A 25,535-nucleotide genomic window follows, 5' to 3' on the forward strand; every position below is an offset into this window, starting at 1 on the left:
ACAAACCTATGCCGACCCTGCCACAACCACGACGAATCCCTCGCCAGAACCGCTCACGGGCCTTGGTCGATGCAATTCTTGAAGCTACGGCTCGCGTTTTGAGCGAGCGCGGCTATGCAGGAACCAATACCAATCTGGTTGCCGAACGCGCCGGGGTCAGCGTCGGCTCCGTCTACCAGTACTTTCCCAACAAGGATTCCCTGATCACGGCCCTGCATGAACGGCACGCGGTAGAAATGCACGCAGCCATGGAAACCGTCCTGGCGGCCACCACGTCGCCAGGATTGCTGGAGCGGCTGGCAGCCATCGTGCATGCATGGCTGGCGGCGCATCAGGTTGCTCCCGAGCTGCACCAGGTGCTGGAGAAAGAGTTTCCGTTCTTTGATGCTCCATCGGATCAGAGCGCGGCCGATCAAAGCATTCATTGCCGCATTCGTCAGCTGCTGGAGGAGCATCGGGATGAAGTCATTCAGGAAGACCTGAATCTCGCCACCTGGATTGTGTTGCGGACCATGGAGTCATTGATTCATGCCGCTGTCATTCCTCCCGGAACGCCCCACCCGATCCAGAAGACCGAGCAGGCCATCGTGGAGATGCTGATTGGCTATCTCTGTGGCGGCTCGCGGCGCACCACATGAAGGTCGTGCTTTAGGGACAACCAGCCTCGGCTGGCTTCAGTGCCTGGTACTCGCGGGAACAGCTAACGCCCTGGCATGAAGGCGACGCTCTTCGATTGCACCATCCCCAAGATCAAAATCGGCGTTTATGCCCGATGAGCAGCTTCAGTCGCCTGTATCCCAGCACGATGCCGGTCAGTGCCAGAGCCAACGTACCAATGCTCAGCAAAACGAGGATGGCATCACGCGGCCAGGCGTGGCGCAGCATCCACGGCAGATCCCAACTGTGCAGGAAATTGAACAGCCACCGTCCTGTACGCTGCCTTTGGTCCAGGCTCAGCACAACATCACCTGAGTACGGGCTGATGTATACGTTGGTGTTTCCCGGATCTTCAAATTGCATCCGGAGCACGGGCAGATCACGCGCCGCTGCTGAATACATCGAGGCCTCACCCCGACGGTAATAGTAGGCGTCGTACTCGTTCAGCAACGTGGTCGAGCGAATGGCAAAAGGGAACAGCTTCTTCGCGGCCTGTTCTAGTTTCGAACGGTCAAGTTCCCTCTCCATCTGGGGCGCAGCAAGGCTTGCGGACACGATGCGGGTCTCCCCTAGTCCATTGAAGGCCAGCAGATAGGGCTGCCCATCCAGTACTTTCCATTCGACCTCGCGCGTGTCAAACCCCTCGGCACCGAGCAGTGTCAGCGCTTCGTGCGTGGTGAACCTGAAGGGATTGCTTCCTGAACCTGCATGCTGATAGGCGCGCAGATCGGGACGAGGTCCTTGCGGGCTGAAGATCCCCAGCGGATTCATGGACATCAGGCCGCTGAAGATCCAGCAGATCATCATCGCTCCAAATACGAGGCCGGTGATGTGATGCCAGCGCATCTGGAACTCCCGATACGGCGTCTTGGCTCCGGATTTGTAGCGACCGTGGAAGCGCCATCGCCAGATGCCCACCAAGGCACCGGCAATGGCGGAGACGGTTCCCAATGCCGAGAGCCCGATGACCAGCCAGCTCCACACAGGGTCTTTGGAGCCTTCACGCACCATATACACCCAGTGAAGCCAGGCACCCACGTAGTTCCAGTAGCGTTGATGGCGCGGTACATCCATGACCACCTCGGCAGTGGTCGACGAGATGTACAACAGGCTTGATGCGGAATCGTCCATCAGGACCTTGATGAGAGGCCGATGGGGATCGAGCGATGCGGAGTGTGTCCAGCGGTCGTCCTGCGTGCGACCTTGCAGCACTCCATTTGCTTCGGACAGGAAGGCCTTGGCGCTGCGCAAGGCCGCTGCGTCGTCGGGCGGCTGCGCAACAACGCCCGTGTCGGCATCAACCACCCGCAGCGTGCCGTCCGCCTCCTTGAGGCGGTAGCTGGGGCGGCCCGCAATAGTGGTGAGCATAATCTGCTGCACCTTGTCGGCAGACTGGCTTTGCTTCAGAGCTGCCTCAACAGGCAGATAGCTCTGGTCAGTGCTCAGGGAAGGCAATGCCTGCAGGCGCTCCGTCGGCAACAGTTTGGGGTAGCCGACAAAGAGCATCACCACTCCGCTGAAGAGCCAGAGCGCCATCAGCACGCATGCACCCACCCCGGTCCATCGATGCACCAGAAACACAAGCCGCTTGGCTTGGGCGGAAGTCCACATCGGCGGCGCGCTCAGAAGCGATGGTTCAGTGTCAGCTCAACACGTCGCCCTTCCCCGACGAACCACTGCGTGTTGGTGTAGTAGGAGGTCGTGAAGTAGTGCTTGTCGAAGATGTTGAAGCCGCGCAGCGTGAACGTGGTGGCCTTGGTTGCCTTCCATTGCAGCGCCAGGTCTGCCGTGGTGTAGGCAGGCAGTTTCAAGGTGTTCGCATTGTCTGCATAGCGCTTGCCCACATGGCGAAGGCCGCCGGACAGCGTCCAGTCAGGCACGACTTTCCAGCTCACCCAAACATTGGCGACACGCTCCGGCACGTCGGTGGGAATATTGCCATTTCGTGAAACAGCGATGCCCCCCACGGACTCGCTGAAATCCTCATAGCGAGCCTTGAGCAGCGCAAAGTTGGCATCAATCTGCACGGCCTTGCTGACTTGCATCGACAGGGTGCCCTCGATGCCCTTGGAGGAGCGTTCGCCAACCTGTATGCGCAGAGCGGGGTTTGCTGGGTCTCGCGTCAATAAGTTGTTTTTGGTGATGGAATACGCCGCAAGCGTCCAGTCACCCTTGCCGTCCCAGAAGGATTGCTTGATACCGACCTCAAACTGTTTGCCGCTCGATACGTCGAAGGCGGAATTAGCCGCCGACAGCATCAGCAGGCCGCTCACCGGATCTGCGGCCTTGGATGCCTGCGCATACAGGGACAGTTGAGGACTTAGCTTGTAGACCGAGCCAAGTCGCCAACCGGTGTTGGAGTAGCTGCGTTTGAAAGCCTGATTGCCCGCCACCAGATCCTGGCGCGCCAGGTCCGCATGGTCGAAGCGCGTGCCCGCCACGACAGACCAGCGATCCGTCAGTTCAAGCCGGTCTTCCGCAAACAGCGCATATTGCTCGGCCTTGTTTTGATAGCGGGGAATGAAGGGTACGGAGCTGCTGTAGTAGCCCGGGACGGGGTTGTAGGGATCGACCGGACCGGAGCTGCCGGTGTAAGTGTTGTTGGTGTGCTGAAACGATGCGCGGTTCACGTCGAAGCCCAGGGAGAGTTGGTTTGGACGTCCGAGCAAGCTGCCATGGAAGCTCACATCCGTGGTGTTGCCTGTCTGCGTCTGGTCGTGACCGATCTCGGTGTTGTCCGAGCGGTCAATCAATCCCGTAGCGGCGTTGTACCGGTACGCTTCAGCATTGCGCCAATGGCGGTCGCTGCCAATGTGATAGAGCTTGCTTCGTATGACGACATTGCTGCCGGGGGCCCACTGGGCAGCCAGTTCGGTCCAGCGATCCTTGAACTGGATGCGGCTGTCGGCAACGTTGTAGTTGCGCTCTCGGAGCGCTGGGTCTTGTACTCCGTTGACCAGCGGTGTACCGAAGTAACGCATCGGCTTTTGCCGGCCCTGTGCGTGCGAGAGTTGCAAGTTGAAGTCAGGTGTCACATCCCAGCGCAGAGCGCCGGAGATCGTCCGATTGCTGGAATCGCCACGATCCACCCAGCCATCCGATTGGTCGCCGCTGACATCGAGTCGGTAGGACCATTGCTCATTGATCGCGCCTGCGCTGCCGAAGGCCAATGCACGTTTGCCTCTGGTTCCCACCGTGGCCTGGACTTCATTTTGAACAGGTCCGCGCGTGGGCTTTTTGGGGATCACGTTGACCACGCCGCCAATAGCGCCGTCACCGTAGATTACGGATGCAGGTCCGCGCAGCACTTCTATGCGGTCGATAGACCAGGTGTCGAAGGGAAAACTCACGCCGACTCCCCCGTATTGGCGCGTACCGTCGTATAGACGCATGACCGAGGTGGAGTCCGTGAAACCTCGTACCGAGAGCGCGCTGCCACTGTTGCCCGGATGTCCCAGACTGGTGATGCCGGTAGATCGCGTGATTGCGTCAACCAGAGAAGTGTCGCCGCGAGCTTCCAGTTGCTCGCGCGTGGTCACCTCGACACTGGCCGGAGTGTCGCGTGCATTGAGGTCGAGCCGGCTGCCGGTGCCCACTGGGCGCTCCAAAGGAGTGTCCCCCGATGAACGTACGGTAACCGTGTCCAGGGTGACGTCGGCTTGTGCCCAACTGGCAGAGCTCGCTACTGCAAGAGGAACAGCCAATGACAGATGGGCCACAGCCAGGGCCACGCTGTTGCGTTGAAAAAAGGCGGGCGAAGGAGAACTCGCGTTGCCATTGGGCATCGCGCCATAAGAGGGATGGGTCATGAACTATCTGCGTGCAAGTGAGATCGGCCGTGCAGGACTGGGCCCGACGGCGATAGGCTGTATCCGCCATCGATTGGCGGCACAGTGGACTTACACGAGCGTTGGCGGCCCTCGCGGGGGCAAAGGTGCCCCCACCAGCGCGGCAATACGCGCTGAAACTACAGGCTGTAGCGCCAAGCCGAGCGGCTGTGGCTGCTCAAGATGCGGTGATGAATAGCTCGGCGGTGTCGTAATGGTCAGACACAAGGGACAGTCCAACGAATGATGAAGCCCTGGCGCGGCCTGGCCGTCCTCATCAAGCATGATCACCTGCATGCTGCCACTTGAGGTACAGACCACCTCGATGGCTTTTGGATGCACTATGGGCGAAGCCATTGCAATACTCAACGTCAGCATGAACCACGCCAGAACCAGGCGGGTCAGTGACAGGGAGTTACGCAGCGCTTGCATGGTTGCGCATTATGAGGCCTCCGACGAAGGCCGAGACTTGTCGATTTATCGCTGCTTCGCGCTATCGAGGAGATGCAGCCGTGTACGGTCGCGACCCCGAGAGGGCTTGCAACGGAAAAATCGCAGTTTTGAGTGATGGTGACCGTTGCAAAGCTTCTGCTCCGCCAAGCAGTCGACTGTACCCTGCTCCCGGAGGCAGACATTCATGGGCTGAGCTTTACAGAGCGAGCACGCTTGCGTGCCCGTGACCGGCACGCCTGCGTGCTGCACTGCCTGAAAGGATGCCGAACTCAGCGCACCTTCTCGGTGCCGGTGACTTCACGGAAGAAATCATCGATTGCGTCGACCATTTGCGACAGACCCGGCTCCTCGAGCGGATAGTGCCCCGCGTTCTCCAGCATGATGGTCCGAACCGGCACCTTGCCGATTCGGCCGATTACAGGCTCGCTTAGCTCCAGAGGAGTCCAGCGATCATCGGCTGGCTGCGTCAGCAAGACAGGGCAGACATTGAAGTCAGCTGGTTCGACTTCGGGCACATGCGACATGTAGGAATCAAGGAATGCGATGGACACGGCGTTTGCAGCGGAGGTTTTATCGCGCATGAAAACTTTCATGGCCTCATCGCTGTTGCACAGCGCGCTCATTTTTCCTGCCTGGCTCATCGGCATCTTCATCTTTGCCAATGGCGTATTGGCCAACTTGCTCATGAGCGGAGCTCCTACGCGACTGACAATCAGATTTTTCGCTGTCTCGTCCCGCACCCGCCGGTCCCGGTTATCAAGAAACGTCATTCCAGCGATACCCTTGACCTTGCGGTTTCGGGACGCGACGTTATAGGTGAGCATGCCGCCGGCAGAGAGGCCATACAAAACGATGGGGCGACTGTCACGCGCCAGTTCTCTGTCAATCAGGTCGCTACCGCATTGGACCCAATCGTCGTAAGTGACGACGTGCCCCTCCCCTACTTCGGTCAAACCGTAGCCAGGCATATCCGCAGCGATGGTTTCGTAACCCCGTTGAGCCAGCGGACGACCAAGAATCGTCATCATCTGACGACCATTTGTCCCGACTCCGTGCATCAGAATAACCTTTACCGAGGCGTTCGGATTGCGGTACGCATCGATGTGAATTCGATCACTGTTCCAGTCCCAGAAAGACTCGGAAGGCTCCTCGCTCAAGGGGATCCGATAGCGCTCAGGAAGGAAAGACTGGATTTCTCGCCAGATGGGTTGGTCAGCGTACATACTCATGGAAGTCTCCGTGATCGATACGCGCTGCGGATTGCGTCGCGTTGTTTTCACTTTAGGAGTTGCGATCCCTTGGCAGAAGGTTGAATCGGGCCAACTGCTTTATCCTTCAGGCCAATAGTCTGGGGAAGATTCATGCAGTTCTGGGATTTCACGCGCAGTCCGGCAAGTGTTCAGTTGCTGCTCGAAGCAGGAGCAAAGCGCGGTCTGAGAGCGCGGGACCTGCTCCAGGGCTCCGGTTTGACCCAGGAACGGCTGGCTGACGCAGAGATCAGCATCGATCCGGCACAAGAAGTGGCCGTCATTCGAAACCTGCTCACTCTCATCCCAAACGAGCCAGGCCTTGGGCTGCTTGTCGGCATGCGCTACCACGCTACGGCCTATGGAATTCTTGGCCTTGGAATGCTTAGTGCGGCAAGCGGTCTGGATGCCCTCCTGCTTGCGCACCGTTTCCTCTCCTTGACCTTTGCGCTCGCTATGCTAGAGCATGAGCGCTCAGACGGGATGCATCGGCTGAAATTCGTTGCATCGCCTGCGCTTGAGCCAGCATTGCGCGAGTTTGCAGTGCAACGCGCCGTAGGTGCGACCTGCCGTCTAATGCTGGATGTCCTGGGGGCAGACACGCAGCTGGAAGCTCTCAGTCTCAGCATGAAACGGTCGCCGCATATGCCGTACGCAATCGGCAGCGTGCGGATCGAGTGGGGATCGCAAAGCAACGAACTACGCGTAACACAGGCAACTATGGCTCAAGCCCTGCCTCAAGCCAGTGCGGCAACGTATGCCATGTGTGTCCGCATGTGCGAAGACCTCATGACCAAACGTCGCACATCGCTTTCGACTGGAACGCTACTTCGAGAAATGCTGGCGGCACAACCTGATGGATCGTCGGCAAACCTGCAGCAAGTTGCCGGCTGGCTTCACGTAAGCGAGAGATCGCTCAAACGCCGGCTTCATGACGAAGGACTCTCGTTTCGGAAACTACACGAAGAGGTTCGCAGAGCACGAGCCGACAAGCTGCTGATTGGCTCCGAGCTATCCGTTGCAGAAATTGCCGCGAGGCTTGGCTACAGTGATGTATCCGCGTTCTCGCAAGCATATAAACGATGGACGGGCTTTTCCCCCACGAATGCAATCGAGCAAATGCGCGGCCAAGAAATCTCAAGTAGCAAGCATTGATAGCGCGCATGAATGCCGACGCAGAGACCATGCGCTTTTTTCCCGCCACACTTTCGGTGGAGCAGAACAATGCCATGGCGCAATACTGTCGCGAACTCATCAAGCAGCAAGGTTGGGGAGTTTGGGCAGTGGACGAAAAAGCTACCGCAACATTCATTGGACTCACCGGCTTGCATAGACCGACCGATGAGCCGCCATTTTCCCCATGCATCGAAGTAGCCTGGCCCATCAGAGGCTGGTGTTCTTTGTTGATTGGATGCAAGGGCTCAAGTGCTCATCTGCCTAGAGCTGAACAGCGACGGCGGCAACCGGCCAGAAGCCGACTTTGAGATCCTGTGTAATACGGTGATGCTGATCTCCAAGATAGACAGAGGCAGGGAAATTGATGTTGAAGTCTCTAGCCTAGATGACAATTCTTTTTTGAAAAGTTGAGGATAAAAATTGGTATGAGATCGAGCTTAAGAGCCAAGGCTATTGCTGTCTGCGATGAGAAAATCATGAAGAAAGGGGAAACTGTAGGCCTTTCGTTTTACGCTTTCTTCGCCAATAAAAATGATGATCCAGACCTGCTGATGGAGGCGGCTGAATGGTGGATCAAGCAACACAAGCTTGATCACTTTGAAAAAGCGACAAAGATTCGCCGCATGATTTCTTCTGGCGAATAGCTTCTCACTCATATGGCTCGAAATGGGAAGTGCCGGCATGGGTCGAACAGAGACAGCGGCTCCCGGCCACAAGCAGTCCACGTGTTTCAAGCGAGAATGTGCTCTCGCCTTTGGACTGCCAGAAATTGGAGACAGCAGTGAGAACACGCCACTGCCCTAGCACCGTGGATCAAGTATCTATCCGACCAATGAGCATTGGGGACTACGACAGCGTCACCGCAATGATGAAGAAAACAGATGGGGTTACTTTTCGGGATGCCGATTCACGGGAAGCTACCCAGCGCTACTTGTTGCGCAACCCTGGTTTGAGCTTCGTTGCGTTAGAAGGCGAGCATATCGTTGGATGCATCATGTCAGGCCACGATGGCCGCCGCGGCTACTTGCAGCACCTTGTCGTCCTGCCTACACACCGAAAACGCGGCATTGCCTCCCGCTTGGTGGAGCTGTGCTTGGACGGACTTGAAAGACTCGGCATTCATAAGAGTCACATTGATGTTCTTCAGGAGAACCATTCTGCCCACACTTATTGGGAAGGCAGAGGATGGAAGCTGAGGACGGACATTCGCCGGTATTCTTTCGTGCGCTCTGGCAGTGATAACGCCTAGGGACAACCGGCAGACATCCTCGGACGTCTGCAATGGGTCAATCCACAGTCAACGACTTGCAGGCTCACTGCATGCGTATTTCATAAGCTCTCATGACAACCATTCTTCGCGCTATTGCATCGCTGACCGCTCTGCTTTTTTCATCCCTGGGCTTTGCCCAGACGTTGAGTCTGACCTTTGATGATGGACTGAACCCCGACAAGCAGGCCCAAGCGCAGGTTTGGAATCAGCAGATCATTTCCAGCCTCAGAGACTCTGGCATCACAGCGATGGTGTTCCCCTCGCTGATTCGCATAGGCGGTGATCAAGGAATGGGGCTCATCATGGATTGGGCCAGGGCAGGTCATGCGGTAGGCAACCATACGGCGACACACCGCAGTCTTGCATCCGCCGAGACGACACTGAACGAATTCATTGCGGACGTGAGAAAGGCCGATACAGCTCTGCGTCACATTCCGACTTGGGCGCCGATGCTTCGCTTTCCTTACCTGAAAGAAGGTGATACGGAGGAAAAGCGTGACGGCATCCGGTCCTGGATGAAATCAAATGGCTATAGACCTGCTCCAGTCTCCATTGATGCCAGCGATTGGTACTACAACCAGATCTATTCCTCTCTTCTACGAGCTGGTTCACACGACAAGGCTGTCCGGGTCAAGATGGCCTACATTGAACACCTGCTTGACCGGGCTACTTACTATGAAGGCCTGGCCAAGCAGGTACTTGGTCGAAGCCCTGCGCATGTGATGCTGCTGCACACCAATGAGATCAATGCGGCAGCCTTGCCTGATATCGTTTCGGCTTTTCGCAAGCAAGGCTGGACGTTCGTATCAGCAACAACCGCATTCAAAGATCCCATCTACTCTTCGCAGCCTGACACATTGCCTGCTGGCGAAAGCGTCGTATGGGCAAGCGCGAAAGCTCGCGGCATTTCTGGCCTGCGCTATCCCGCCGAGGACTCGGTCTATGAAGAACCCAAGCTCCGCCTGGAGTCACTAGTACCCTAGCAGTCCTCCTAGGGTCGTTCCGAGACAGTCGCCTGCCGGTCAGAAGCAGTCGTCAGGATTGTTCGCTGGCGTGGCCGCTCACCGGAACACGCCAATCGCTTCCACAAGATTTTTCACCTGCCATTGCATGCTGCTGGAAGCCTGCGCCCCCTGGGTCACCAGCTGCGCGTTCTGCTGCGTCAGATAGTCCATGTCCGCCACCGACTTCCCTACCTGGCTGATCTCCTCGCTTTGTTCTCGCGTGGCCTTGCTGATCTCGGCAATGAAGTCCGCCACGCTGCGCGCCTGGGAGACAATGTCGCCGATATTGCTCCCCGCATCGCTGACCACCAGAGAGCCGGCCTCGATGGTGGCCGTGCTGGCCTGGTAATCCCCCCGTAAAACCAACGTCTTGAGAAGTAGAGACCTCCCAAGGAGAATCTCTACTATGAAGAAGTCACGTTTTACAGACAGCCAAATCATCGATGCGCTCAAGCGTGCAGAAGCTGGCTTGGCAGTGCCCGAGCTGTGCCGTGAGCTGGGCATCAGCGCAGCCACGTTCTACAAGTGGCGTGCCAAGTTTGGTGGCATGGATGCATCTTTGATGGCCCGCATGAAGGAGCTCGAAGAAGAGAACCGCCGGCTGCGCAAGATGTACATCGAAGAAAAGCTCAAGGCGGAGGTCGTCTCGGAGGCGCTCGCAAAAAAGTGGTGAGGCCATCTCGCAGACGCGAGATGGCTCAACAAGCAGTGCAACACCGGGGCCTGACGATTCGTGCAGCGTGTCAGGCGTTTCAAATTAGCCAAGCCTGCTACCGCTACAAGGCGCAACGCAACACAGACAATGATGAGATTGCCCAGTGGCTGCTGCGCCTGACGGATAACAATCGCAGTTGGGGCTTTGGGCTGTGCTTTCTTTATTTGCGTAACGTCAGAGGTTTCAAATGGAACCACAAACGGGTCTACCGGATTTACCGCGAGTTGGAGCTCAATCTGCGTATCAAGCCGCGAAAGCGTTTGGAGCGAGCAAAACCTCAGCCATTGGCCGTACCAGAGCGCCCTGGTGCAGTTTGGTCTGCGGACTTCATGCACGACCAGCTTGAAGACGGTCGCAGCTTCAGGCTGCTGAACATCATTGATGACTTCAACCGAGAGGCGCTGGGCATTGAAGTGGACTTCTCGCTGCCTGCGCTGCGTGTCATTAGGGCATTGGAGCAAATCATCCAGTGGCGTGGCAAACCCCAAGTCATTCGCTGTGACAACGGCCCCGAATACATCAGCGCAGTCCTGCAAAACTGGGCGATTGCCAAAGGCATCCGATTGGAATACATCCAGCCTGGCAAGCCTGCACAAAACGCCTATGTCGAACGTTTCAATAGAACGGTTCGCTATGAATGGCTGTCACAGTACCATTGGCGCAATCTTGATGAAGTTCGAGATTACGCCACGCAATGGATGTGGCGGTATAACCATGAACGCCCAAATATGGCATTGGGCGGCATCACCCCCAAACAGCGGCTTGCCATGGCCGCATAGCTCTACTTCTCAGAGCAATGGTTTAAGGGGGGATTACCGCCTGAATCAGCGCCTTGATCTCCTTGGCCGCATCGGCGCTGCGCTGCGCCAGGGCCCTCACCTCGCCGGCAACGACGGCAAACCCCCTGCCATGCTCGCCCGCGCGTGCGGCCTCCACGGCCGCATTCAGCGCCAGCAAATTGGTCTGAAAGGCTATGCTGTCAATCACGCCGACGATGTCGGCAATGCGGCGGGAGTTGGCCGTAATCGACTCCATGGTGGAGACGATCTGATCCATGGACTGCCCCCCGCGCAAGGCCGCCGCGCTGGCCTCACTGGCCAGCACACCGGCTTTTTGGGCCGTATCGGCGCTGGATTGAACCCTGGCCGTGATCTGCTCCATGGAGGCCGAGGTCTGGGCCACATTCACCGCCAGTTGCTCCGTCTGCCCGTGCAGATAGCTGTTGCCCTGCTCGATCTCGTTACAGGCCTGCTGAACATTGAGCGCCTGCTGGTTCACATCGTCCACCAGCCAGCGGAACATGAGACCGATCTGGTTGACCGTGCGCAGCGTGGTGCCGATTTCATCCGTGCGCTGCAGATATTCCGTCTGCCGGTTGTTGCCGGTTGCCACGTTCAGCGACTGACGCTTGAGCAGCTCCAGCGGCTTGGCGAACTGACTCTCGAGCAACAGCGTCATCACCATCAGGGCCACCGTCATGAAGGCCGCCATCGACAAAAACTGCATCTGGCTTTGACCCAGCAGCCAGGCCCCAAGCACCAGGGCGCCCCACAAGGCCAGCGAGTTCAGGCGAATGCGCCGGCGCACCCCCATGTGCCGCCAGATCGACAGCAGCTTCCCCAGCCCTTTCTTGGAGACTATGCCTTTGTGCAGCTCAGGCGCGGAACCGCCCTTGTCGTGCATGGACTCATACAGCTTTTGCGCCGCCTCGACCTCTTTGCGCTCGGGCTGGGTGCGCACCGACATATAGCCCTTGGCCTTGTCATTGCGGATGATGGGAATGGCATTGGCCCGAACCCAGTAGTGGTCCCCGTTCTTGCGCCGGTTCTTGACCAGTGCGCTCCAGGGCTCGCCGCTTTTGAGGGTGGCCCACATGTCGGCAAAAGCGGCCGGTGGCATGTCCGGGTGGCGCACCAGATTGTGCGTCTGGCCGAGGATCTCTTGCGGCTCGAAGCCGCTGACCTCCATGAACGCCTGATTGGCATATTTGATGTAGCTCTCCGTGTCCGTGGTGGACATCAGAGTCGCGTGCTCATCAAAGCTGTACTCCCGCTGAGTTACCGGTGCGTTCACTCTCATATGTGCCTTCTGTAGTCAATGGCCTGACAAAACGGGATGCCGCCCAGTTGGAGTGAAGCCGGTACGCCTTGGGCCCCCCTGCGATCGCTCCTTGAGCGCTTGCTTGTGTCAAGTGCTCACATATTCATTGACTTGTTTCAATTTTTAAATAGATATCAGATCTGATGTATCTAACTAGCATCTAATCAGATCTGATTCATCAAATCATCTTGATGACTCTGAATTAATTTGATACAAGTCAATTTACAAATTCTGGATTCTTCTTGTTCGGCAACCAGGAGAGGCTCATGGATGCAATGGTCAGCACCAGCTACAGCATGGAATTGGTTGTACTGTCGTACGCGATTTCAATGATTGGCGCCTTCATTGCGCTGATCTCCGCCAAGCGACTTGAGCCGGAGGTTGATGACCGCCAGACCTATCTGATGAGCCTCGGCAGCACAGGGATTGCTCTTGGCGGCATTGGCGTATGGTCGATGCATTTCATTGCCATGCTTGCGCTGCGCATGGATCTTGGGACCGGCTACTCGATATGGGAGACCGGCGTGTCGCTCATTGCCGCAGTGGCAATCTCGGCTCTGGCTTTTCATATCGTGGCTCGCAATCCGCGCAGCATTGGTCGCTTGCTGTTGGCCGGATCCATGCTTGGGCTGGGTGCCGTTGTCATGCACTACCTAGGCATGTATGGCATGCGTTTTGGAGGCCACCTGGAGTGGGACTATGAGCGAATCGCCATATCTGTGCTTATTGCTCTCGTGGCTGCAACTGCGGCGCTGTGGCTGGCATTTCATACCGAGCAGACAAGCATGCGCCTGCTTGCCGCGGCGATCATGGCCCTTGCCGTTTGTGCCATGCACTACACGGGCATGAGCGCGGCCGAATTCATTTGCACGACGGAGAATCGCCTTGCGATTCCTTCGGGAAGGTATGTGCTTAGCGCACTTGGACTGCCGATGGTAGTGGCTGTACTGGCCCTGGGCATGTCGATGGTTCTGCTGATGGACCTGGCGCTGGTATCTTTCCAAAAGAGCAGCACAAGAGCAGACATCCCTCGCAAATGAATTGCGGCAGCAGACTGGTGCCCCTTGTTATGGAGCTTACTTCGCATTGCGCCACCATCAATCTCGACCTGTCTCGTTGGCACATGTCGCCCGGTGACAAGCAATCGGCCCGTTGATCACCACTCCGGCTCTGTCTGCAAGGAATAGGTTCTGGGTACCTGGCTTGAGACAAACACGATACCGGCACGAACCGCATCTACGCAACGCTGAAAAGTAAGAGGCAATCTTGAAACACCTGCTCGGATGTTTTCTCTACCACAGTGAAATCGCCAGTGACGCCAGTACGAGCTGTGTCGCAGATATCACCAGAGTCTCACGCCGCTTCAATGAGGCCCATGGGATCACAGGGATCCTGATTTTTGACGGTCAGCGCTTCGTCCAATACATGGAGGGCCCTCAGCAGCAGGTGATTGCATTGGCCAAAAAGATATCCCTGGACAATCGCCATACCAATTTCACTCCGCAGCACGAGGCAAGAGGTATAACGAGTCGCCTTTTCTCCGGCTGGACCATGGCTTACCTCTCGGTAGATGATGCCGAGCCGTTGGCCCAAATGTGGGTTGTCGACGGAGACGCCGCAATGAGTTGTCTGCAGCAACTATTGCCAATGCTGGATGCTGCCTAGCAGCTTCCATGACCATCACGGCTGCGTCGCATCCGTCCTTCCCTTGGTAGTGCACCCTGGCCGAAGGGCTGCGTTCGTCACGCCTATGCGCCCCCGATGGCCTGGCCGTCGCTCATCTCAAAGCAGCTCTCCCCGGCAAAGATATTCGTCAAGGCGGCCTTCAGTTCCTCGTACTCGCCGGCTGAAAGATCAAAGGCGATGGACATTTGCTTCGGCTCATCCATGCCCTCCTCCGCCTCGCGTTTGAACGTGAGCTCCGCACCGCTACGCTTCAGCACAAACCGCTCAATGCCGCCATAGCGAGGTCTCTGCTGCCCACACCACTCGACATGGTAGGTATCCATGCCCAGTTCTTCATCCTGCTCGTCTTCATCCTCTTCGAAGGAGCGCTGGAGCATCAGGTAATGCTCGGTGTCGTGCTTCTTGTCGGCAAAGCCGACAAGGTGGCAGAAGTCCTCCGGGTCTTTTGTGACGATGCAGGCTGCGCGAAAGGAGAAAGTGTTCATTTGGGTGTTCTTGAGGACTCAGGGCAGCGACAGGTTTGGAATCCGGATCCTATGGCGGGAAGGCCCTGATCACGAGCTTCGTGGATCGACCGGCAGCAGCCTCCTGGCGTTTGCAGAACCTGTGCTGCAACGGATTCATTGCTGCTTGATGTTTGACTTACTCGGTTGATGAGCCTCGACGCACCGGCTCGACTACTGGCTGCTCCAAGATGGATGCTGGTTATTGACGGAGCAGCCGTGATGTTCTGCGGACAGATTATCCTGGGCCTTCTTGCTACATGGTCCACAGGGCCGAGCCGCCGGACTCAAACCCGATTGTCTTCAGCCTTCAGTCCCTCTGACGGAGGTCAGCTCAAGGTCATGTACCTACGCTGCTTTCGTCCGGCAGCGGCTGCCCACACTGGAGACTTGGCAACAGAAGAGCCAGTGTGCACCAACTGATGACCCCGATGCAAAAGGCAGTGAGTTCCTGTCTCGCCGATGGCAGACATCGGTACTGGCGCAGCAAGGATAGATTCGATCAAACTACTTTCAAACCTCTGGTCGCTGCATCCAGGCTGCACAATGAGCCTGAATACCCTGGCAAACCAACGACAAGGAACGGCTCAATGGCTTGTCCTTGCGCAGTACCATCGCCAGTGTTCGCTGCAATCCAGGTGTTAACGGGCGTGAGACCAGGTCATCGCGAGCGCCTCGCCCCTGCATGGCCATGCGCGGAACCACGGCATAACCCAGGCCTATGGCCGCCATCTCCTTGAGCGCTTCGACGCTGTCAAGCTCCATCTGAGGATGCGGCAGTTCACCGGCACGGCGCAGCCAGGCATCGACCACGCCGCGCGTGCTGGCTGATTTCTGCAAGGCAAGCAGAGGCAGGGATCTCAGCTCTGGCGCAGCAACCGCATCGCCCGGCATCAGCATCTCCGGGCGAGCTACGGCCACCAGCTCGTCGTGCAGCACGGGAGTGGCCAGCAAGGCGCGGCGGTTTACCGGCAAGGTGACCAGGGCAAGATCCAGACTGTTGTCCTCCACGCGCTTGACGCACTCCTCGGTATTGCCCGTGACCACCACGATGTCGATGCCTGGATGGCTGGCCCGTATCTGGCGCAACACGGCAGGCAGAAGATAGAGACACACGGTCAGACCCGTACCTATACGCACCTGCCCATTCACCTCGCGCGCATGCGCACTCAGCGCATGGGCCAGGCCTTCCAGCGCCACGCTCACGGCAGGCAGTTGCTCCAGCAAGGCCTTCCCGGCAGCCGTCGGCACAGCACGCCGCCCCACGCGTTCTATGAGGCGCGTGCCGAGATGGCGTTCCAGTTGACGCACTTGCAGGCTGACCGCCGGCTGGGACAGCTGCAACAGCTCCGCAGCCTGCGAAAAGCTGCCCTCCTGAACGACCAGACAAAAACTCCTCAACAGCATCAAACCAGGGGCATTAGCCAAAGTTTCACTAATACCTTGCATAAACATCAAAAGATTCCTTATTGGTAAATCTCGGGCGAAGATTACTCCATGCAGAACGCTTCCACTTGCTCCCCCCTTCTTTCCCCGGCTCTGCCACCGATCGACGGCGACCGCCTGTGGCGCCGCCTCGAAGACCTCGCCCAATTCACCCGGGCCGACATGCCCTGGACCCGCCGCGCCTTCAGCGCGGAGTACCAGGCCGCACGCGTCTGGCTGCGCGAAGCTTTCGAAGCCGCGGGCCTGCAGGTGCGCCTGGATGCCGCAGGCAACCTCATCGGCCGCCGTCCCGGCCGGTGCGATGACCTGAAGCCCCTGGCCACGGGCTCGCACACCGATACGGTGAACGCCGGAGGACGCTTCGACGGCATTCTGGGTGTGCTGGCTGGCCTGGAAGTAGCCCATGCCCTGCAGGACGCGGACATCACACTGAAGCACCCTTTCGAGGTCATAGACTTTCTCTGCGAAGAGCCCAGTGACTACGGCATCTCCTGTGTGGGCAGCCGCGCCATGGCCGGCCAGCTCAGCGCCGACATGCTGGCCGCCCGCGACGATCAGGGCGACACACTGTGCCAGGCCCTGCAGCGCCTGGGCGCCCGCCCCGAAGCTCTGGCCGAGGCCGACCGCCGGCAGGACGGCTTTGCGGCCTTTGTGGAACTGCACATCGAACAAGGGCCCATGCTGGAGCGCGAAGGCCTGGACATAGGCGCCGTGACCGACATCGTGGGCATACGCCGTGCTCAGCTGTTCTTCGAAGGCCGGCCCGATCATGCGGGCACCACCCCCATGAATGAACGTAGCGATGCTCTCGTGGCTGCAGCAATAGTCATACGCCAGGCCCAGCGCCTGGCGCTGCAATGGAGCCGCAGCACACCTCACTACGTGGTTGCCACGGTAGGTCGCATGAACGTCTCCCCCAACGCCAGCAACACCGTGCCCGGCCAGGTGGACCTGACGCTGGAGGTGCGAAGCAACCATGCCCCCCTGCTGCAGGAGTTCTGGGAAATTCTGGCGCGGCGCTGCGGCCCGGCTATCGGGCGATTGGGCGTGAATTGGCGTGTGGAGCCTCGCACCCATGTGGACCCCGTTGCCTGTGCGCCGCTGATTGCTGCTGCCGTGGAGCAATCCGCCCAGCGCCTGGGCCTGGGCTGTCGACGCATGCCCAGCGGTGCCGGCCACGATGCCATGTACCTGGCTCATACCGGACTCTCGGGGATGATCTTCATCCCGTGTCTTGATGGACGCAGCCATAGCGCGGTGGAATGGGCTTCACCGGGTCAGGTTCTGGCAGGCACCCAGGTGCTGGCCGCTACCCTGCTGAACCTGGACGAGCAAATGGACTAGCAGCAATCACGAATGCGAACGGACCAGGCTAGCCCTGCCCCCTGCCAGTCATGCGTGAATGGGCTCTTGGGTATCTTCTGGGCTTGCTATGCAGCAATGCTCGGCTTTTCACGCCCTCACTGCAGTTCAGGAGCAGTCATGAAAGCTGGACCCCAGGCTCAAGTGCTACTCGGATTCTGATGGCGCAAGTCGATTCAAAATCAATTCATACTGAATCAAGTCGGCAGGTGAGAAGCAACAGAAGACAACCTCTTCAATTGGCGAATGTTCCGACAGGCTTTCCTGGACGGTCCTGACCGCCACTTGCGCAGCCAATTCCACCGGGTACCCGTATATGCCGGTGCTGATGCTCGGGAAAGCAATCGAGGTAACGGACTTCTCCTGCGCCAACTCTATGCATCGGCGATAGCAGCCAGCGAGCAGCTCTGCTTCTCCGCTTTCCCCGCCTCTCCACACAGGTCCGACGGTGTGGATGATGTAGTGGGCAGATAGGCGATAAGCCTTGGTCACCTTTGCATTGCCAGTCTTGCAGCCCCCGAGCAGCCGACATTCATGCACAAGGTCCGGACCTGCCGCACGATGGATTGCACCATCGACGCCACCACCGCCAAGCAGAGACGAATTTGCTGCATTGACAATAGCTCCCACATGAAGCTTTGTGATGTCAGAGCAGATGGCATGAAGGCGTGTGGGCATATGTGTAAGGCGAAAGAGCGGGAAGGCCGCTAATGCTGCAATGGCGAGCCAGATTTGTAAACGCGTTGCCTGCGCAAGTGCCGATCTCAGTCCGATTTCCTGGTCGCATGCGCAGGACCCGCAAGGCACATCCGTCCTCCCCGCAAGCCGAAACTGCCCTGTTCCGGCCGCCCTGAAACAAGTTCCTTTGACCTTTAAATTAGACTATTCAAAGTGCTGTAATGGACCGGGTTGCAACTACCGCCCCGGCCATGAACAGCCTTTCAGCAGGACTCTCTGATTTGCAGTTGCCATCTCTTGCCGAGGTAGGGCCCGTTGTCCTTGTTCTCCTTCCTGGAATGGATGGCACGGGTGAGCTTTTCGCACCGTTCGTTGCCGCATTGGGGAAGACGACGCCCGTCGTCGTGGTGAGCTATCCAGCTTCCGGTACGCGACAGACCTATACCGATCTGACGGAACTTACCACATCGGCCTTGCCGCCCAATGGCCGTTTGGTCTTGTTGGGAGAGTCTTTCTCAGGACCTATTGCCATTTCGCTGGCAGCGGCATACCCGGAGCGCGTTGTGGGCCTTGTTCTGTGCTGCTCGTTCGTTCGCAATCCAAGGCCGGGTCTTCGATGGCTCGGCGGCCTGGCGACCATGCCCGTTCCGCTTCCTCCTGCTCCAATACTGAACCTGATGCTTCTGGGCCGGTTTGCGACGCCGGGTCTGCGGGTTATGCTGCGGTCCGCCTTGGCCAAGGTGCAAACGGCGGTTCTACGTTCAAGGCTGAGAGCGGTGGTATCCGTAGATGCGCGAGCACATGCCAAAGCCATTGATGCTCCGGTTCTCTACTTGCAAGGGATACGTGACCGCCTGGTGCCGCAATCTTCCGTGGCTGATGCAAAGCAGTGTTTTCGGAAGATAAGAGTTCAGGCGTTTGATGCTCCACACTGCCTACTGCAAGCCATTCCGCAAGAGGCCGCTGCGGCGGTGGCTGACTTCGTTCGGGACGTTGCAACACCACGAGAGAGTTCGGCGGTACATGAATAGGGATTCAAGAGCGTAGGCCTGGTGCCGGACGCCATGTCGCTGTGGCCCGCATTGGCACGGTCCAATGCCCTCCCCTATGGTCGATACCACACGATTTCAGAGCACCCCGTCGAAATTGAACGCCTCACCGAGTGTTGCGATAGTGATCTCGGATGAATACGGGCAGATCATTCGATGGCGGCGTAAAAGGTATCTGATACATCATGTCGCCGACAAAACCTCGGTGATAAGTGCTGTGATTCACAATATGCAGCACGATTTGCTCACGCGTCATGGCGCCTTGTCCTCCTCCTACAAACTCGAAATGGACGACTTTCACAAGGTCTTCGTCCGACCAGGAATCGACAAGCCCGGTGTACCAGGAATCCATTTCCTGAACCGCCTTCCATAGATCGTCAACCGCAGGCGTATCGTCCGTATTGCGTGCGGTGTAGCCGTGCCTCCTGCCTTGTAGGTGGTGCCTGAAGATATCGTCCACCACATAGACGTGGTTCAACGTATGCACCATGTTCCCGAACCGCGTCGGTCTTTGTCGAAGAGCCTCGCCTTCCGGTAGCTCCATCACGTTCTTGAACGTCAGGCCATTCGCCCAGGCCTTGTAGCGCACCAGCATTCTCAATGTGTCCACGGCCGATGCGGACAGCGCGGCGCGCTCTTCGAGTGGTGGGCGGTATGGGTGCTGAAGGGTTGTGGACATACTCGAGAGTTCCTTGGAGGTCTTCAAAAACTGTGCAGCTCGCCTTGGACATGCGTGTGCGTCTCGCCGCCGACCCGGACCTGGCCGGCGTCGTCACGTATCAGATAAATGCGGCCTTTCGACCAGGGCGGTTCCCTGAGCGACAACACAGCTGCTCTCGGCCTGAGGCCCAATCGCGCCGATAGACGAGTGCGATCTGGCTATCGGTCATGCCAGCGCCTCCAGAAATACGCACATCTCTTGCATCAGGGCTGGAGGTCGGCGCGATGCACGATATGGATTTTGTTGCCATCGGGATCGCGCAGATAGGCGCCGTAGTAGCCGTCCCCATAATGAGGACGTGGCCCGGGAGCCCCTGCATCCCTGCCACCTTGCGCCAGACCATCGGCGTAGGCGGAGTCCACTGCTGCTGCCGACGGCGCCAGAAAGGCCGCCATGCTGCCATTGCCGACAGTCGCTGGTTCTCCGTTGTACGGACTGTAGACATAGAAACGAGGCAGACTCGCATGTGCGCTTACCCAGCAAAGCGCCGCCGGCCCACCATCGGGCAGCACGACCCGGCGCTTCAGACCAAGCGGTACAAGCACCGCGTCGTAAAAGCGGCCTGACCGTTCAAGGTCACGCGTTCCAACAGTCACGTGGCTAAACATCTCGCTCTCCTTGCTTTCCGTCATCGCCGCTGGGCACTTTTCACCAAGAGGCAGCCATGCAAAGGCATTTGCGAGAACGTTACACTATCAAATAATCAAATAGTGTCACGAGACACTATTTTTTATCGAGACTGCAAACATGCTCCTCCAATCCCCTTGGCAGCCTCGCCTTGCAGACATTGAAGCCAACGCGGCCGAACGGCTTGCACTTGCCCTGGCCGACGACATCGTCGAGGGCCGGCTGGCGGGGGGCGACCGCCTGCCGGCGCATCGAGATCTTGCAGAGAAGCTGCAAATCGGTCTTGGCTCGGTGACGAAGGCCTATGCCGCTCTGGAGCGCAGAGGTCTGACGCGCAGTGTCAAAGGGCGGGGAACATTTGTCGCGATTCAGCAGGCGCATGGTGATCGCCTGATTGACCTGTCGTCCAATGCGCCGCCGGCCGCGCTCAACGCACGCATCCTGGCACGGGCATTGACGGGGATCGCTCGCAAAATCGACGCCGACCATTTCAATTTTTATGCACCTCCCGGCGGACATCTGGAACATCGTCGTGTTCTCGCACGCTGGCTGATGACACTTGGTCTGGCCGTCGATCCGTCGCTTCTGCTTTTGACGAACGGCGCGCGCCAGGCACTGTCATTGGCCTTTGACCTGGCTTGCGGCCCGCAAGGATTGCTTGTGACCGAGCGGATCACCTATCCCGGCGCTATTGCCCTGGCCCGGCGCAAAGGCTATCGGATGCAAGGTGTCGAGATCGATGCCGAAGGGATGGTGCCGCAAGCGCTCGCGGACGCACTCGGCAGTGTCGCGCCAACCGATGGCAAGGCCGTCTACCTCACCCCGACGCTGCACAACCCGACAACTGCCACGATGGGCCTTGAGCGAAGGCAAGCCATTGTGGATATTTGCCGGAAAGCGGGAGCATGGATCATCGAAGACGGGGTCTATGCCGCCGCTTTCCCTGATTTACCCCAGCTGTCGGCATTGGCGCCCGATATCTCATTGCATGTGAACGGGCTCTCCAAGTCGCTTGGGCCAGGGCTGCAGATCGGCATGTTGCTGCTCCCAACCGAGCTGGGCGGCGCCGCGCAAGAACTGATGCAGGATGTGCCGATGGCACCATCGGCATTCTCATGTGCGGTAGTCGATGAATGGCTTGCCACCGGCGTGATCGCCTCGATCCAGCGAGATCTGCGCCATGAGTCACAGCGGCGTGCCAGGCTTGCCGCCTCGCTTCTGGGGACTAGCGAGCCTGTCTGGCATCCCCATGCCTACAACGTCTGGCTGCCGATGAAGCGCGAGGCCGCCAATGGTCTTGTCGCCGCGGCCGCAGAAATCGGTTTGAAGCTGACCCAGCCGGAAGCCATGATGGTGGACCCGCAGGATGAGAGGAGCGGTCTTCGGATTTGCCTGGGCGCTCCCGGCTTCGAAGACCTGGGCGACGCGCTGAAGCTGCTGGCAGAGCTGCTCAGGTCGCAAGCTTGAGTGCGGCGCCAGCGCGGGACTGCCGGGCAAGACCAATGAGAGATGCCCGGCAATCCATCTAACCAGTCGCTGCAGGTACGGCTGAAGCGGGAGTTCTTCGAGCTGCGCAAGGAATGGAGCAGATACCGAAGAACTCCCCAGCCTTATCTTTGTACAACAGGAAAGCCGTGACGCCTGGCTGCCCACACAACGGCCAGCGTTACAGCCAGCAGCACCAGAAGTACCGGAGGGAATGCTGCGACACCGAGATAATCCAGCAACGCACCGCCAATCAGCCCGCCACTTGCAATCGCGATGTTCCAAGCTGTGACCAGCATGGACTGCGCAACGTCAGCCGCGTTGCCCGCAGCCTTGGCGATAGCTGTTTGAAGCAATGTCGCCACGCCGCCAAAGGCCAGGCCCCAGGCGGCCACTGCCGCATACACCACGGCAGGCGCATCGCCCATCAGGCCGAGTGCCAACGCCGACAGGCCGAACAAGAGCGTACTCCCCAGCGTCAGGGCGCGCAGATGGTGATCGATCAGCACTCCGATGACCCAGATGCCCAGCAGCGAAGTGATGCCGAACATGAGCAGGACCAGGTCTGTTCGTTCCGCCATGTCTGCCGCCGCGAGAAATGGCGCGATATAGGTATAGAGGATGTTGTGTGCCAGAACGAAGGCCAGCACCACGAACAGCACCGGACGTACACCGGGGAAAGTGAACACATGCCCCAGAGACAAGCGTTTGCTCGCCGCCTGCCCCGCGAAATCTGGCAGCTTGACCTGCACCCATGCCATGAGCGCCAATGCCAGTCCGCTCATGATGCCGAAGCACATCCGCCAACCCAGCAAATTGCCCAGGAAGGTGCCCGCCGGCACGCCAAGTGACAATGCCAGTGGTGTGCCCACCATTGCAATGGCGATGGCCCGGCCCTGCTGGTGCTCGGGCACCATGCGCGCGGCATAGCCTGCCAGCATTGCCCATAGCAGACCGGCCGACACTCCCGCCAGGAAGCGCGCGATCATCGTCAGGACATAGTTGCTGGACAGGGCCGTGACAGTGTTGGCGATGGCAAAGCCTGCGATGGCCGCCAGCAACAGCGGACGGCGGCGCACGCCCTGGGTGGCAGCGGTCAGCGGGATGGCTGCTGCCAGCGAGCCCATGGCATAGATCGTGACCGTTTGTCCTGTCCAGGCTTCGGACACCCTCAAGCCCCTCGCCATCTGAGGCAGCAGCCCTGCCGGCAGCGCTTCGGTCAGGATGGTGATGAACGCGGCCATTGCCAGCGCCAGCAATGAGGCAATTGGCATGCGGCCCTGATGTGCTGCGGTCATTGCACGGCCTCCAGCGCACCATAGACTGCGTCGCGCAGCTCGGTGACGAAGCGACCGGACATGCCCTCGTACAGCGTATTGGTGAACGCGACCACGCTCAGGCCGCGCGCCCTATCCACAAACCAGGCATGGCCGTAGGCGCCACCCCAGCGCCAGGTACCTACCGACTCTGGCGACGCGGCACGCAGCGGGTCCCGCAAGACTGAAAAGCCGAGGCCAAAACCAAAGCCCGGTGCATCCGGCAGCTCCAGTCCGCCGGTTTGATCGCGCCCCATCTCGTTGATCAGCTCATCGGGAAGCAATGCACCCCTACCCTGCCGCAAGGCCTCCAGCAGGCGCAGAAAGTCTCCGGCCGTGCCAGCCATTCCGGCTCCGCCCGAAGGGAAAGCCAGGGCGTCGAAGATACGGCCCGGGCTGTATCTGATGCCGACTGCGCCCTCGAATGGCGAAACCACCTCACCTTCGGCGAGCAGGTGTGGCTGGGACGTATCGCTTACGTAAGCAGTGGCCACGCGCTGCGGATCGTGCACCAGGAAACCGGTATCGATCATGCCCAAGGGAGCTGTTACCCATTGGTTGACTGCTTCGTCCAGTGACGTGCCATGGATGCGTTCGATCAATGCCCCCAACACATCGGTTGCCAGCGAATAGCCCCAGGAGGTCCCCGGCACATACTGCAGCGGCACGCTGGCGATACGACGCAGGTTCTCGGCCAGACTGAAGTTGACGCTGTCCATGCCGTCCGAGGCACCAGCCCGGGCGTAAGGGCCATCGGCATCGGTCTCGAAAAAGCGATAGCCCAGCCCTGCGGTGTGGCTAAGCAGCTGCCTGGCAGTGATGCGTGCAGGGCTGCCATCAATCAACCGGAGCTGGAACTGCGGGAGCCAGCGGCCGATGTCCTCATCCAGATCGAGGCGACCTTGCGCTACTAACGCAAGCGCAGCGGTCGAAACGATGGGTTTGCTCACCGATGCCAACCGGAAGATGGTTGTCAGCTCCATCGGGCGCGCGCTCTCGCGGTCGGCATAGCCGGCGGCCTGTTGGTGGATCAATTCACCGTTGTGTGCCACCAGCACGACGGCACCGACCAATCGCCGCTCATCCAGAGCCTGCTGAACGGCGGCATGGATTCGGGTGGACTGATGTACGGGCGAAATGCCCGGGTGTATAGAAAAGACGGGATAAGTCACGGAAGAGTCCTTGCTTCAATGGATCACGCCGTGACGATAGAAAGTCTGAGATTAAAGAAAAAGTAGGCTACAGTTCCTTTTTATGCGGACAAACATGTCTTTAATCTAAGTGCGTTATGGACAGCTTGAATGGTTTCGCCGTGTTTGTGCAGGTTGCCGAGACGCGAAGTTTTGTTGCCGCCGGCCGGCTGTTGGGCGTATCGGCCTCCGCCGTCGGCAAGAGCGTGGCGCGGCTGGAAGATCGGCTGGGCGTGCGCCTGTTCCACCGCAGCACGCGCAGTGTCACGTTGACAGCCGAGGGCATGCTGTTCCTGGAGCGCAGCCGACGTATCCTGGCCGAGATCGAAGCGGCAGAGCTCGAACTGGCGCAAGCCAGCAGTGCACCACGCGGTCGCTTGAGAGTGAGTTTGCCGCTGGTTAGCTCGCTGGTGCTGCCGGTGCTCGGCGAGTTCATGCGCAAGTACCCCGAGATCGAACTGGACCTGGACTTCACCGACCAGATGGTTGACGTGATCGAGGACGGCTTCGACGCCGTGGTGCGCACGGGTGAGCCCAATGACTCTCGCCTCACGGCACGCAGGCTCGGGGCTTTCCGTTCGCTGCTGGTGGCTTCGCCAGATTATCTGGCTCGACGAGGGACACCTCGGGAGCCTGCGGATCTGATGCAACACCATTGTCTGCACTACCGCTTCCCTCATAGCGGCAAGCTGGAGCCATGGACTCTGCGAACCATGTCCGGCGAAACCGAGTTGCAGCTGCCCACTTCGATGATCTGCAACAACATCGAGACGCGCGTGTGCTTTGCCTTGCAGGGACTGGGGATTGCCTACCTGCCGGAATTTTCCATTCGTGAACAACTGGCCGATGGCCGGCTGCTACCGCTACTTCCCGACCATATGGAGCGCAGAGGCGTTTTTTATGTGCTGTGGCCTGCAAGCAAGTACCCGTCGCCGAAGGTACGGGCTCTGGTTGATTTCTTGTGCGCGCACGTGTTCCCTGCTGCCTGAGCTGCCCATGATTCACGTCGGTTCCGGGGGCCGA

General features: G+C 58.8%; 26 protein-coding genes. 13 read left to right on the forward strand and 13 right to left on the reverse strand.

Translation table 11 applies throughout. The features are described from left to right. Positions 1–8 precede the first annotated feature (8 nt). Positions 9–638, forward strand: coding sequence for a TetR/AcrR family transcriptional regulator (locus MPZ60_RS13995; RefSeq protein WP_187771879.1), 630 nt, complete (start codon positions 9–11; stop codon positions 636–638). Between the two features lie 112 nt (positions 639–750). Here the strand turns inward: MPZ60_RS13995 and MPZ60_RS14000 are convergent, their stop codons facing one another. The 4 genes from MPZ60_RS14000 to MPZ60_RS14015 form a co-directional block, all read right to left on the reverse strand. Beyond that, entirely contained in the window at positions 751–2,268 is a 1,518-nt protein-coding gene (locus tag MPZ60_RS14000; protein ID WP_034359125.1) for a PepSY domain-containing protein, read from the reverse strand. Between the two features lie 11 nt (positions 2,269–2,279). Then, positions 2,280–4,466 carry a TonB-dependent siderophore receptor gene (locus tag MPZ60_RS14005; protein ID WP_034359127.1) on the reverse strand — a complete coding sequence of 729 codons (2,187 nt, stop codon included), beginning with the start codon at positions 4,464–4,466 and terminating at the stop codon, positions 2,280–2,282. A 90-nt stretch (positions 4,467–4,556) separates the two neighbouring features. Continuing rightward, positions 4,557–4,916: a DUF2946 family protein gene (locus MPZ60_RS14010; protein WP_034398669.1), complete on the reverse strand. Its 360-nt coding sequence runs from the start codon at positions 4,914–4,916 to the stop codon at positions 4,557–4,559. 290 nt (positions 4,917–5,206) lie between these two features. Next, positions 5,207–6,166 (reverse strand): alpha/beta hydrolase, encoded by a 960-nt coding sequence (locus tag MPZ60_RS14015; RefSeq protein WP_080746167.1) that lies wholly within the window; start codon positions 6,164–6,166, stop codon positions 5,207–5,209. A gap of 132 nt (positions 6,167–6,298) precedes the next feature. Here MPZ60_RS14015 and MPZ60_RS14020 point away from each other — a divergent pair, with 132 nt between their 5' ends. The 5 genes from MPZ60_RS14020 to MPZ60_RS14035 all read left to right on the forward strand — a co-directional run bounded on the left by MPZ60_RS14020 (position 6,299) and on the right by MPZ60_RS14035 (position 9,613). Then, on the forward strand, positions 6,299–7,339 hold the full coding sequence (locus MPZ60_RS14020) for an AraC family transcriptional regulator (protein ID WP_034359132.1): 1,041 nt from the start codon (positions 6,299–6,301) through the stop codon (positions 7,337–7,339). A gap of 29 nt (positions 7,340–7,368) precedes the next feature. Further along, positions 7,369–7,668: a hypothetical protein gene (locus tag MPZ60_RS25240; RefSeq protein WP_370689381.1), complete on the forward strand. Its 300-nt coding sequence runs from the start codon at positions 7,369–7,371 to the stop codon at positions 7,666–7,668. Between the two features lie 168 nt (positions 7,669–7,836). Next, positions 7,837–8,004 (forward strand): DUF6500 family protein, encoded by a 168-nt coding sequence (locus MPZ60_RS14025; protein WP_231879666.1) that lies wholly within the window; start codon positions 7,837–7,839, stop codon positions 8,002–8,004. 224 nt (positions 8,005–8,228) lie between these two features. After that, complete coding sequence (locus MPZ60_RS14030) at positions 8,229–8,609, forward strand: GNAT family N-acetyltransferase (protein ID WP_242607087.1); 381 nt, start codon at positions 8,229–8,231, stop codon at positions 8,607–8,609. A 92-nt stretch (positions 8,610–8,701) separates the two neighbouring features. Further along, positions 8,702–9,613: a polysaccharide deacetylase family protein gene (locus MPZ60_RS14035; RefSeq protein WP_052057679.1), complete on the forward strand. Its 912-nt coding sequence runs from the start codon at positions 8,702–8,704 to the stop codon at positions 9,611–9,613. A 78-nt stretch (positions 9,614–9,691) separates the two neighbouring features. On the opposite strand, the gene MPZ60_RS14040 is transcribed toward MPZ60_RS14035, so the two are convergent. Then, positions 9,692–10,000, reverse strand: coding sequence for a methyl-accepting chemotaxis protein (locus MPZ60_RS14040; RefSeq protein ID WP_242882052.1), 309 nt, complete (start codon positions 9,998–10,000; stop codon positions 9,692–9,694). Between the two features lie 40 nt (positions 10,001–10,040). Between MPZ60_RS14040 and MPZ60_RS14045 the strand changes: the two genes are divergently transcribed. Further along, positions 10,041–11,128 (forward strand): IS3 family transposase gene (locus MPZ60_RS14045; protein WP_122974783.1). Its coding sequence is split into 2 segments (ribosomal slippage): positions 10,041–10,293 and positions 10,293–11,128, totalling 1,089 coding nucleotides; the frame shifts between segments, so codons are not numbered across the junction. A 22-nt stretch (positions 11,129–11,150) separates the two neighbouring features. On the opposite strand, the gene MPZ60_RS14050 is transcribed toward MPZ60_RS14045, so the two are convergent. After that, a complete protein-coding gene (locus tag MPZ60_RS14050; RefSeq protein ID WP_370688571.1) occupies positions 11,151–12,428 on the reverse strand; it encodes a methyl-accepting chemotaxis protein in 1,278 nt (425 codons plus the stop codon). A 287-nt stretch (positions 12,429–12,715) separates the two neighbouring features. On the opposite strand from MPZ60_RS14050, the gene MPZ60_RS14055 reads away from it, so the two are divergent. Both MPZ60_RS14055 and MPZ60_RS14060 read left to right on the forward strand, forming a co-directional pair. Beyond that, positions 12,716–13,489 carry an MHYT domain-containing protein gene (locus MPZ60_RS14055; RefSeq protein WP_034359519.1) on the forward strand — a complete coding sequence of 258 codons (774 nt, stop codon included), beginning with the start codon at positions 12,716–12,718 and terminating at the stop codon, positions 13,487–13,489. 226 nt (positions 13,490–13,715) lie between these two features. Beyond that, positions 13,716–14,114, forward strand: a complete 399-nt coding sequence (locus MPZ60_RS14060) for a BLUF domain-containing protein (RefSeq protein WP_034359506.1) — start codon at positions 13,716–13,718, stop codon at positions 14,112–14,114. A gap of 83 nt (positions 14,115–14,197) precedes the next feature. Here MPZ60_RS14060 and MPZ60_RS14065 read toward each other — a convergent pair whose 3' ends face one another. Both MPZ60_RS14065 and MPZ60_RS14070 read right to left on the reverse strand, forming a co-directional pair. Then, a complete protein-coding gene (locus tag MPZ60_RS14065) occupies positions 14,198–14,620 on the reverse strand; it encodes an Imm10 family immunity protein (RefSeq protein WP_034359508.1) in 423 nt (140 codons plus the stop codon). Between the two features lie 531 nt (positions 14,621–15,151). Then, positions 15,152–16,045, reverse strand: coding sequence for a LysR family transcriptional regulator (locus tag MPZ60_RS14070; RefSeq protein WP_034359521.1), 894 nt, complete (start codon positions 16,043–16,045; stop codon positions 15,152–15,154). A gap of 90 nt (positions 16,046–16,135) precedes the next feature. Here MPZ60_RS14070 and MPZ60_RS14075 point away from each other — a divergent pair, with 90 nt between their 5' ends. Beyond that, positions 16,136–17,428 carry a Zn-dependent hydrolase gene (locus tag MPZ60_RS14075; protein ID WP_034359509.1) on the forward strand — a complete coding sequence of 431 codons (1,293 nt, stop codon included), beginning with the start codon at positions 16,136–16,138 and terminating at the stop codon, positions 17,426–17,428. Between the two features lie 165 nt (positions 17,429–17,593). On the opposite strand, the gene MPZ60_RS14080 is transcribed toward MPZ60_RS14075, so the two are convergent. Beyond that, positions 17,594–18,124, reverse strand: a complete 531-nt coding sequence (locus tag MPZ60_RS14080; RefSeq protein WP_034359511.1) for an O-acetyl-ADP-ribose deacetylase — start codon at positions 18,122–18,124, stop codon at positions 17,594–17,596. 251 nt (positions 18,125–18,375) lie between these two features. Here MPZ60_RS14080 and MPZ60_RS14085 point away from each other — a divergent pair, with 251 nt between their 5' ends. Beyond that, positions 18,376–19,155: an alpha/beta fold hydrolase gene (locus MPZ60_RS14085; RefSeq protein ID WP_080746194.1), complete on the forward strand. Its 780-nt coding sequence runs from the start codon at positions 18,376–18,378 to the stop codon at positions 19,153–19,155. 124 nt (positions 19,156–19,279) lie between these two features. Here the strand turns inward: MPZ60_RS14085 and MPZ60_RS14090 are convergent, their stop codons facing one another. Together MPZ60_RS14090 and MPZ60_RS14095 are read right to left on the reverse strand one after the other, a co-directional pair. Beyond that, the gene (locus tag MPZ60_RS14090; protein WP_052057699.1) at positions 19,280–19,852 is read right to left on the reverse strand and encodes a DinB family protein; all 573 of its coding nucleotides are present in this window, start codon (positions 19,850–19,852) and stop codon (positions 19,280–19,282) included. 245 nt (positions 19,853–20,097) lie between these two features. After that, positions 20,098–20,502, reverse strand: a complete 405-nt coding sequence (locus MPZ60_RS14095) for a VOC family protein (RefSeq protein WP_034359529.1) — start codon at positions 20,500–20,502, stop codon at positions 20,098–20,100. Positions 20,503–20,641: 139 nt separating this feature from the next. Here MPZ60_RS14095 and MPZ60_RS14100 point away from each other — a divergent pair, with 139 nt between their 5' ends. Next, positions 20,642–21,988 (forward strand): PLP-dependent aminotransferase family protein, encoded by a 1,347-nt coding sequence (locus MPZ60_RS14100; protein ID WP_034359513.1) that lies wholly within the window; start codon positions 20,642–20,644, stop codon positions 21,986–21,988. Between the two features lie 143 nt (positions 21,989–22,131). Here the strand turns inward: MPZ60_RS14100 and MPZ60_RS14105 are convergent, their stop codons facing one another. Then, positions 22,132–23,304, reverse strand: coding sequence for an MFS transporter (locus MPZ60_RS14105; protein WP_034359515.1), 1,173 nt, complete (start codon positions 23,302–23,304; stop codon positions 22,132–22,134). Beyond that, on the reverse strand, positions 23,301–24,494 hold the full coding sequence (locus tag MPZ60_RS14110; protein ID WP_034359518.1) for a serine hydrolase: 1,194 nt from the start codon (positions 24,492–24,494) through the stop codon (positions 23,301–23,303). Before MPZ60_RS14110 ends, MPZ60_RS14105 begins: the two co-directional genes overlap by 4 nt. Positions 24,495–24,610: 116 nt before the next feature. Here MPZ60_RS14110 and MPZ60_RS14115 point away from each other — a divergent pair, with 116 nt between their 5' ends. Continuing rightward, complete coding sequence (locus MPZ60_RS14115) at positions 24,611–25,501, forward strand: LysR family transcriptional regulator (RefSeq protein ID WP_034385371.1); 891 nt, start codon at positions 24,611–24,613, stop codon at positions 25,499–25,501. The last annotated feature ends 34 nt before the right edge of the window (positions 25,502–25,535 follow it).

The organism is Comamonas sp. 7D-2 (assembly GCF_022749555.1).
GTDB lineage: Bacteria > Pseudomonadota > Gammaproteobacteria > Burkholderiales > Burkholderiaceae_C > Comamonas > Comamonas thiooxydans.

Bases quoted from the DNA above. Each gene is read 5' to 3' on its own strand.
- MPZ60_RS13995 (WP_187771879.1), top strand. From the start codon at position 9: ATGCCGACCCTGCCACAACCACGACGAATCCCTCGCCAGAACCGCTCA.
- MPZ60_RS14000 (WP_034359125.1), bottom strand. From the start codon at position 2,268: ATGTGGACTTCCGCCCAAGCCAAGCGGCTTGTGTTTCTGGTGCATCGA.
- MPZ60_RS14005 (WP_034359127.1), bottom strand. From the start codon at position 4,466: ATGACCCATCCCTCTTATGGCGCGATGCCCAATGGCAACGCGAGTTCT.
- MPZ60_RS14010 (WP_034398669.1), bottom strand. From the start codon at position 4,916: ATGCAAGCGCTGCGTAACTCCCTGTCACTGACCCGCCTGGTTCTGGCG.
- MPZ60_RS14015 (WP_080746167.1), bottom strand. From the start codon at position 6,166: ATGAGTATGTACGCTGACCAACCCATCTGGCGAGAAATCCAGTCTTTC.
- MPZ60_RS14020 (WP_034359132.1), top strand. From the start codon at position 6,299: ATGCAGTTCTGGGATTTCACGCGCAGTCCGGCAAGTGTTCAGTTGCTG.
- MPZ60_RS25240 (WP_370689381.1), top strand. From the start codon at position 7,369: ATGCGCTTTTTTCCCGCCACACTTTCGGTGGAGCAGAACAATGCCATG.
- MPZ60_RS14025 (WP_231879666.1), top strand. From the start codon at position 7,837: ATGAAGAAAGGGGAAACTGTAGGCCTTTCGTTTTACGCTTTCTTCGCC.
- MPZ60_RS14030 (WP_242607087.1), top strand. From the start codon at position 8,229: ATGAAGAAAACAGATGGGGTTACTTTTCGGGATGCCGATTCACGGGAA.
- MPZ60_RS14035 (WP_052057679.1), top strand. From the start codon at position 8,702: ATGACAACCATTCTTCGCGCTATTGCATCGCTGACCGCTCTGCTTTTT.
- MPZ60_RS14050 (WP_370688571.1), bottom strand. From the start codon at position 12,428: ATGAGAGTGAACGCACCGGTAACTCAGCGGGAGTACAGCTTTGATGAG.
- MPZ60_RS14055 (WP_034359519.1), top strand. From the start codon at position 12,716: ATGGATGCAATGGTCAGCACCAGCTACAGCATGGAATTGGTTGTACTG.
- MPZ60_RS14065 (WP_034359508.1), bottom strand. From the start codon at position 14,620: ATGAACACTTTCTCCTTTCGCGCAGCCTGCATCGTCACAAAAGACCCG.
- MPZ60_RS14070 (WP_034359521.1), bottom strand. From the start codon at position 16,045: ATGCTGTTGAGGAGTTTTTGTCTGGTCGTTCAGGAGGGCAGCTTTTCG.
- MPZ60_RS14075 (WP_034359509.1), top strand. From the start codon at position 16,136: ATGCAGAACGCTTCCACTTGCTCCCCCCTTCTTTCCCCGGCTCTGCCA.
- MPZ60_RS14080 (WP_034359511.1), bottom strand. From the start codon at position 18,124: ATGCCCACACGCCTTCATGCCATCTGCTCTGACATCACAAAGCTTCAT.
- MPZ60_RS14085 (WP_080746194.1), top strand. From the start codon at position 18,376: ATGAACAGCCTTTCAGCAGGACTCTCTGATTTGCAGTTGCCATCTCTT.
- MPZ60_RS14090 (WP_052057699.1), bottom strand. From the start codon at position 19,852: ATGTCCACAACCCTTCAGCACCCATACCGCCCACCACTCGAAGAGCGC.
- MPZ60_RS14095 (WP_034359529.1), bottom strand. From the start codon at position 20,502: ATGTTTAGCCACGTGACTGTTGGAACGCGTGACCTTGAACGGTCAGGC.
- MPZ60_RS14100 (WP_034359513.1), top strand. From the start codon at position 20,642: ATGCTCCTCCAATCCCCTTGGCAGCCTCGCCTTGCAGACATTGAAGCC.
- MPZ60_RS14105 (WP_034359515.1), bottom strand. From the start codon at position 23,304: ATGACCGCAGCACATCAGGGCCGCATGCCAATTGCCTCATTGCTGGCG.
- MPZ60_RS14115 (WP_034385371.1), top strand. From the start codon at position 24,611: ATGGACAGCTTGAATGGTTTCGCCGTGTTTGTGCAGGTTGCCGAGACG.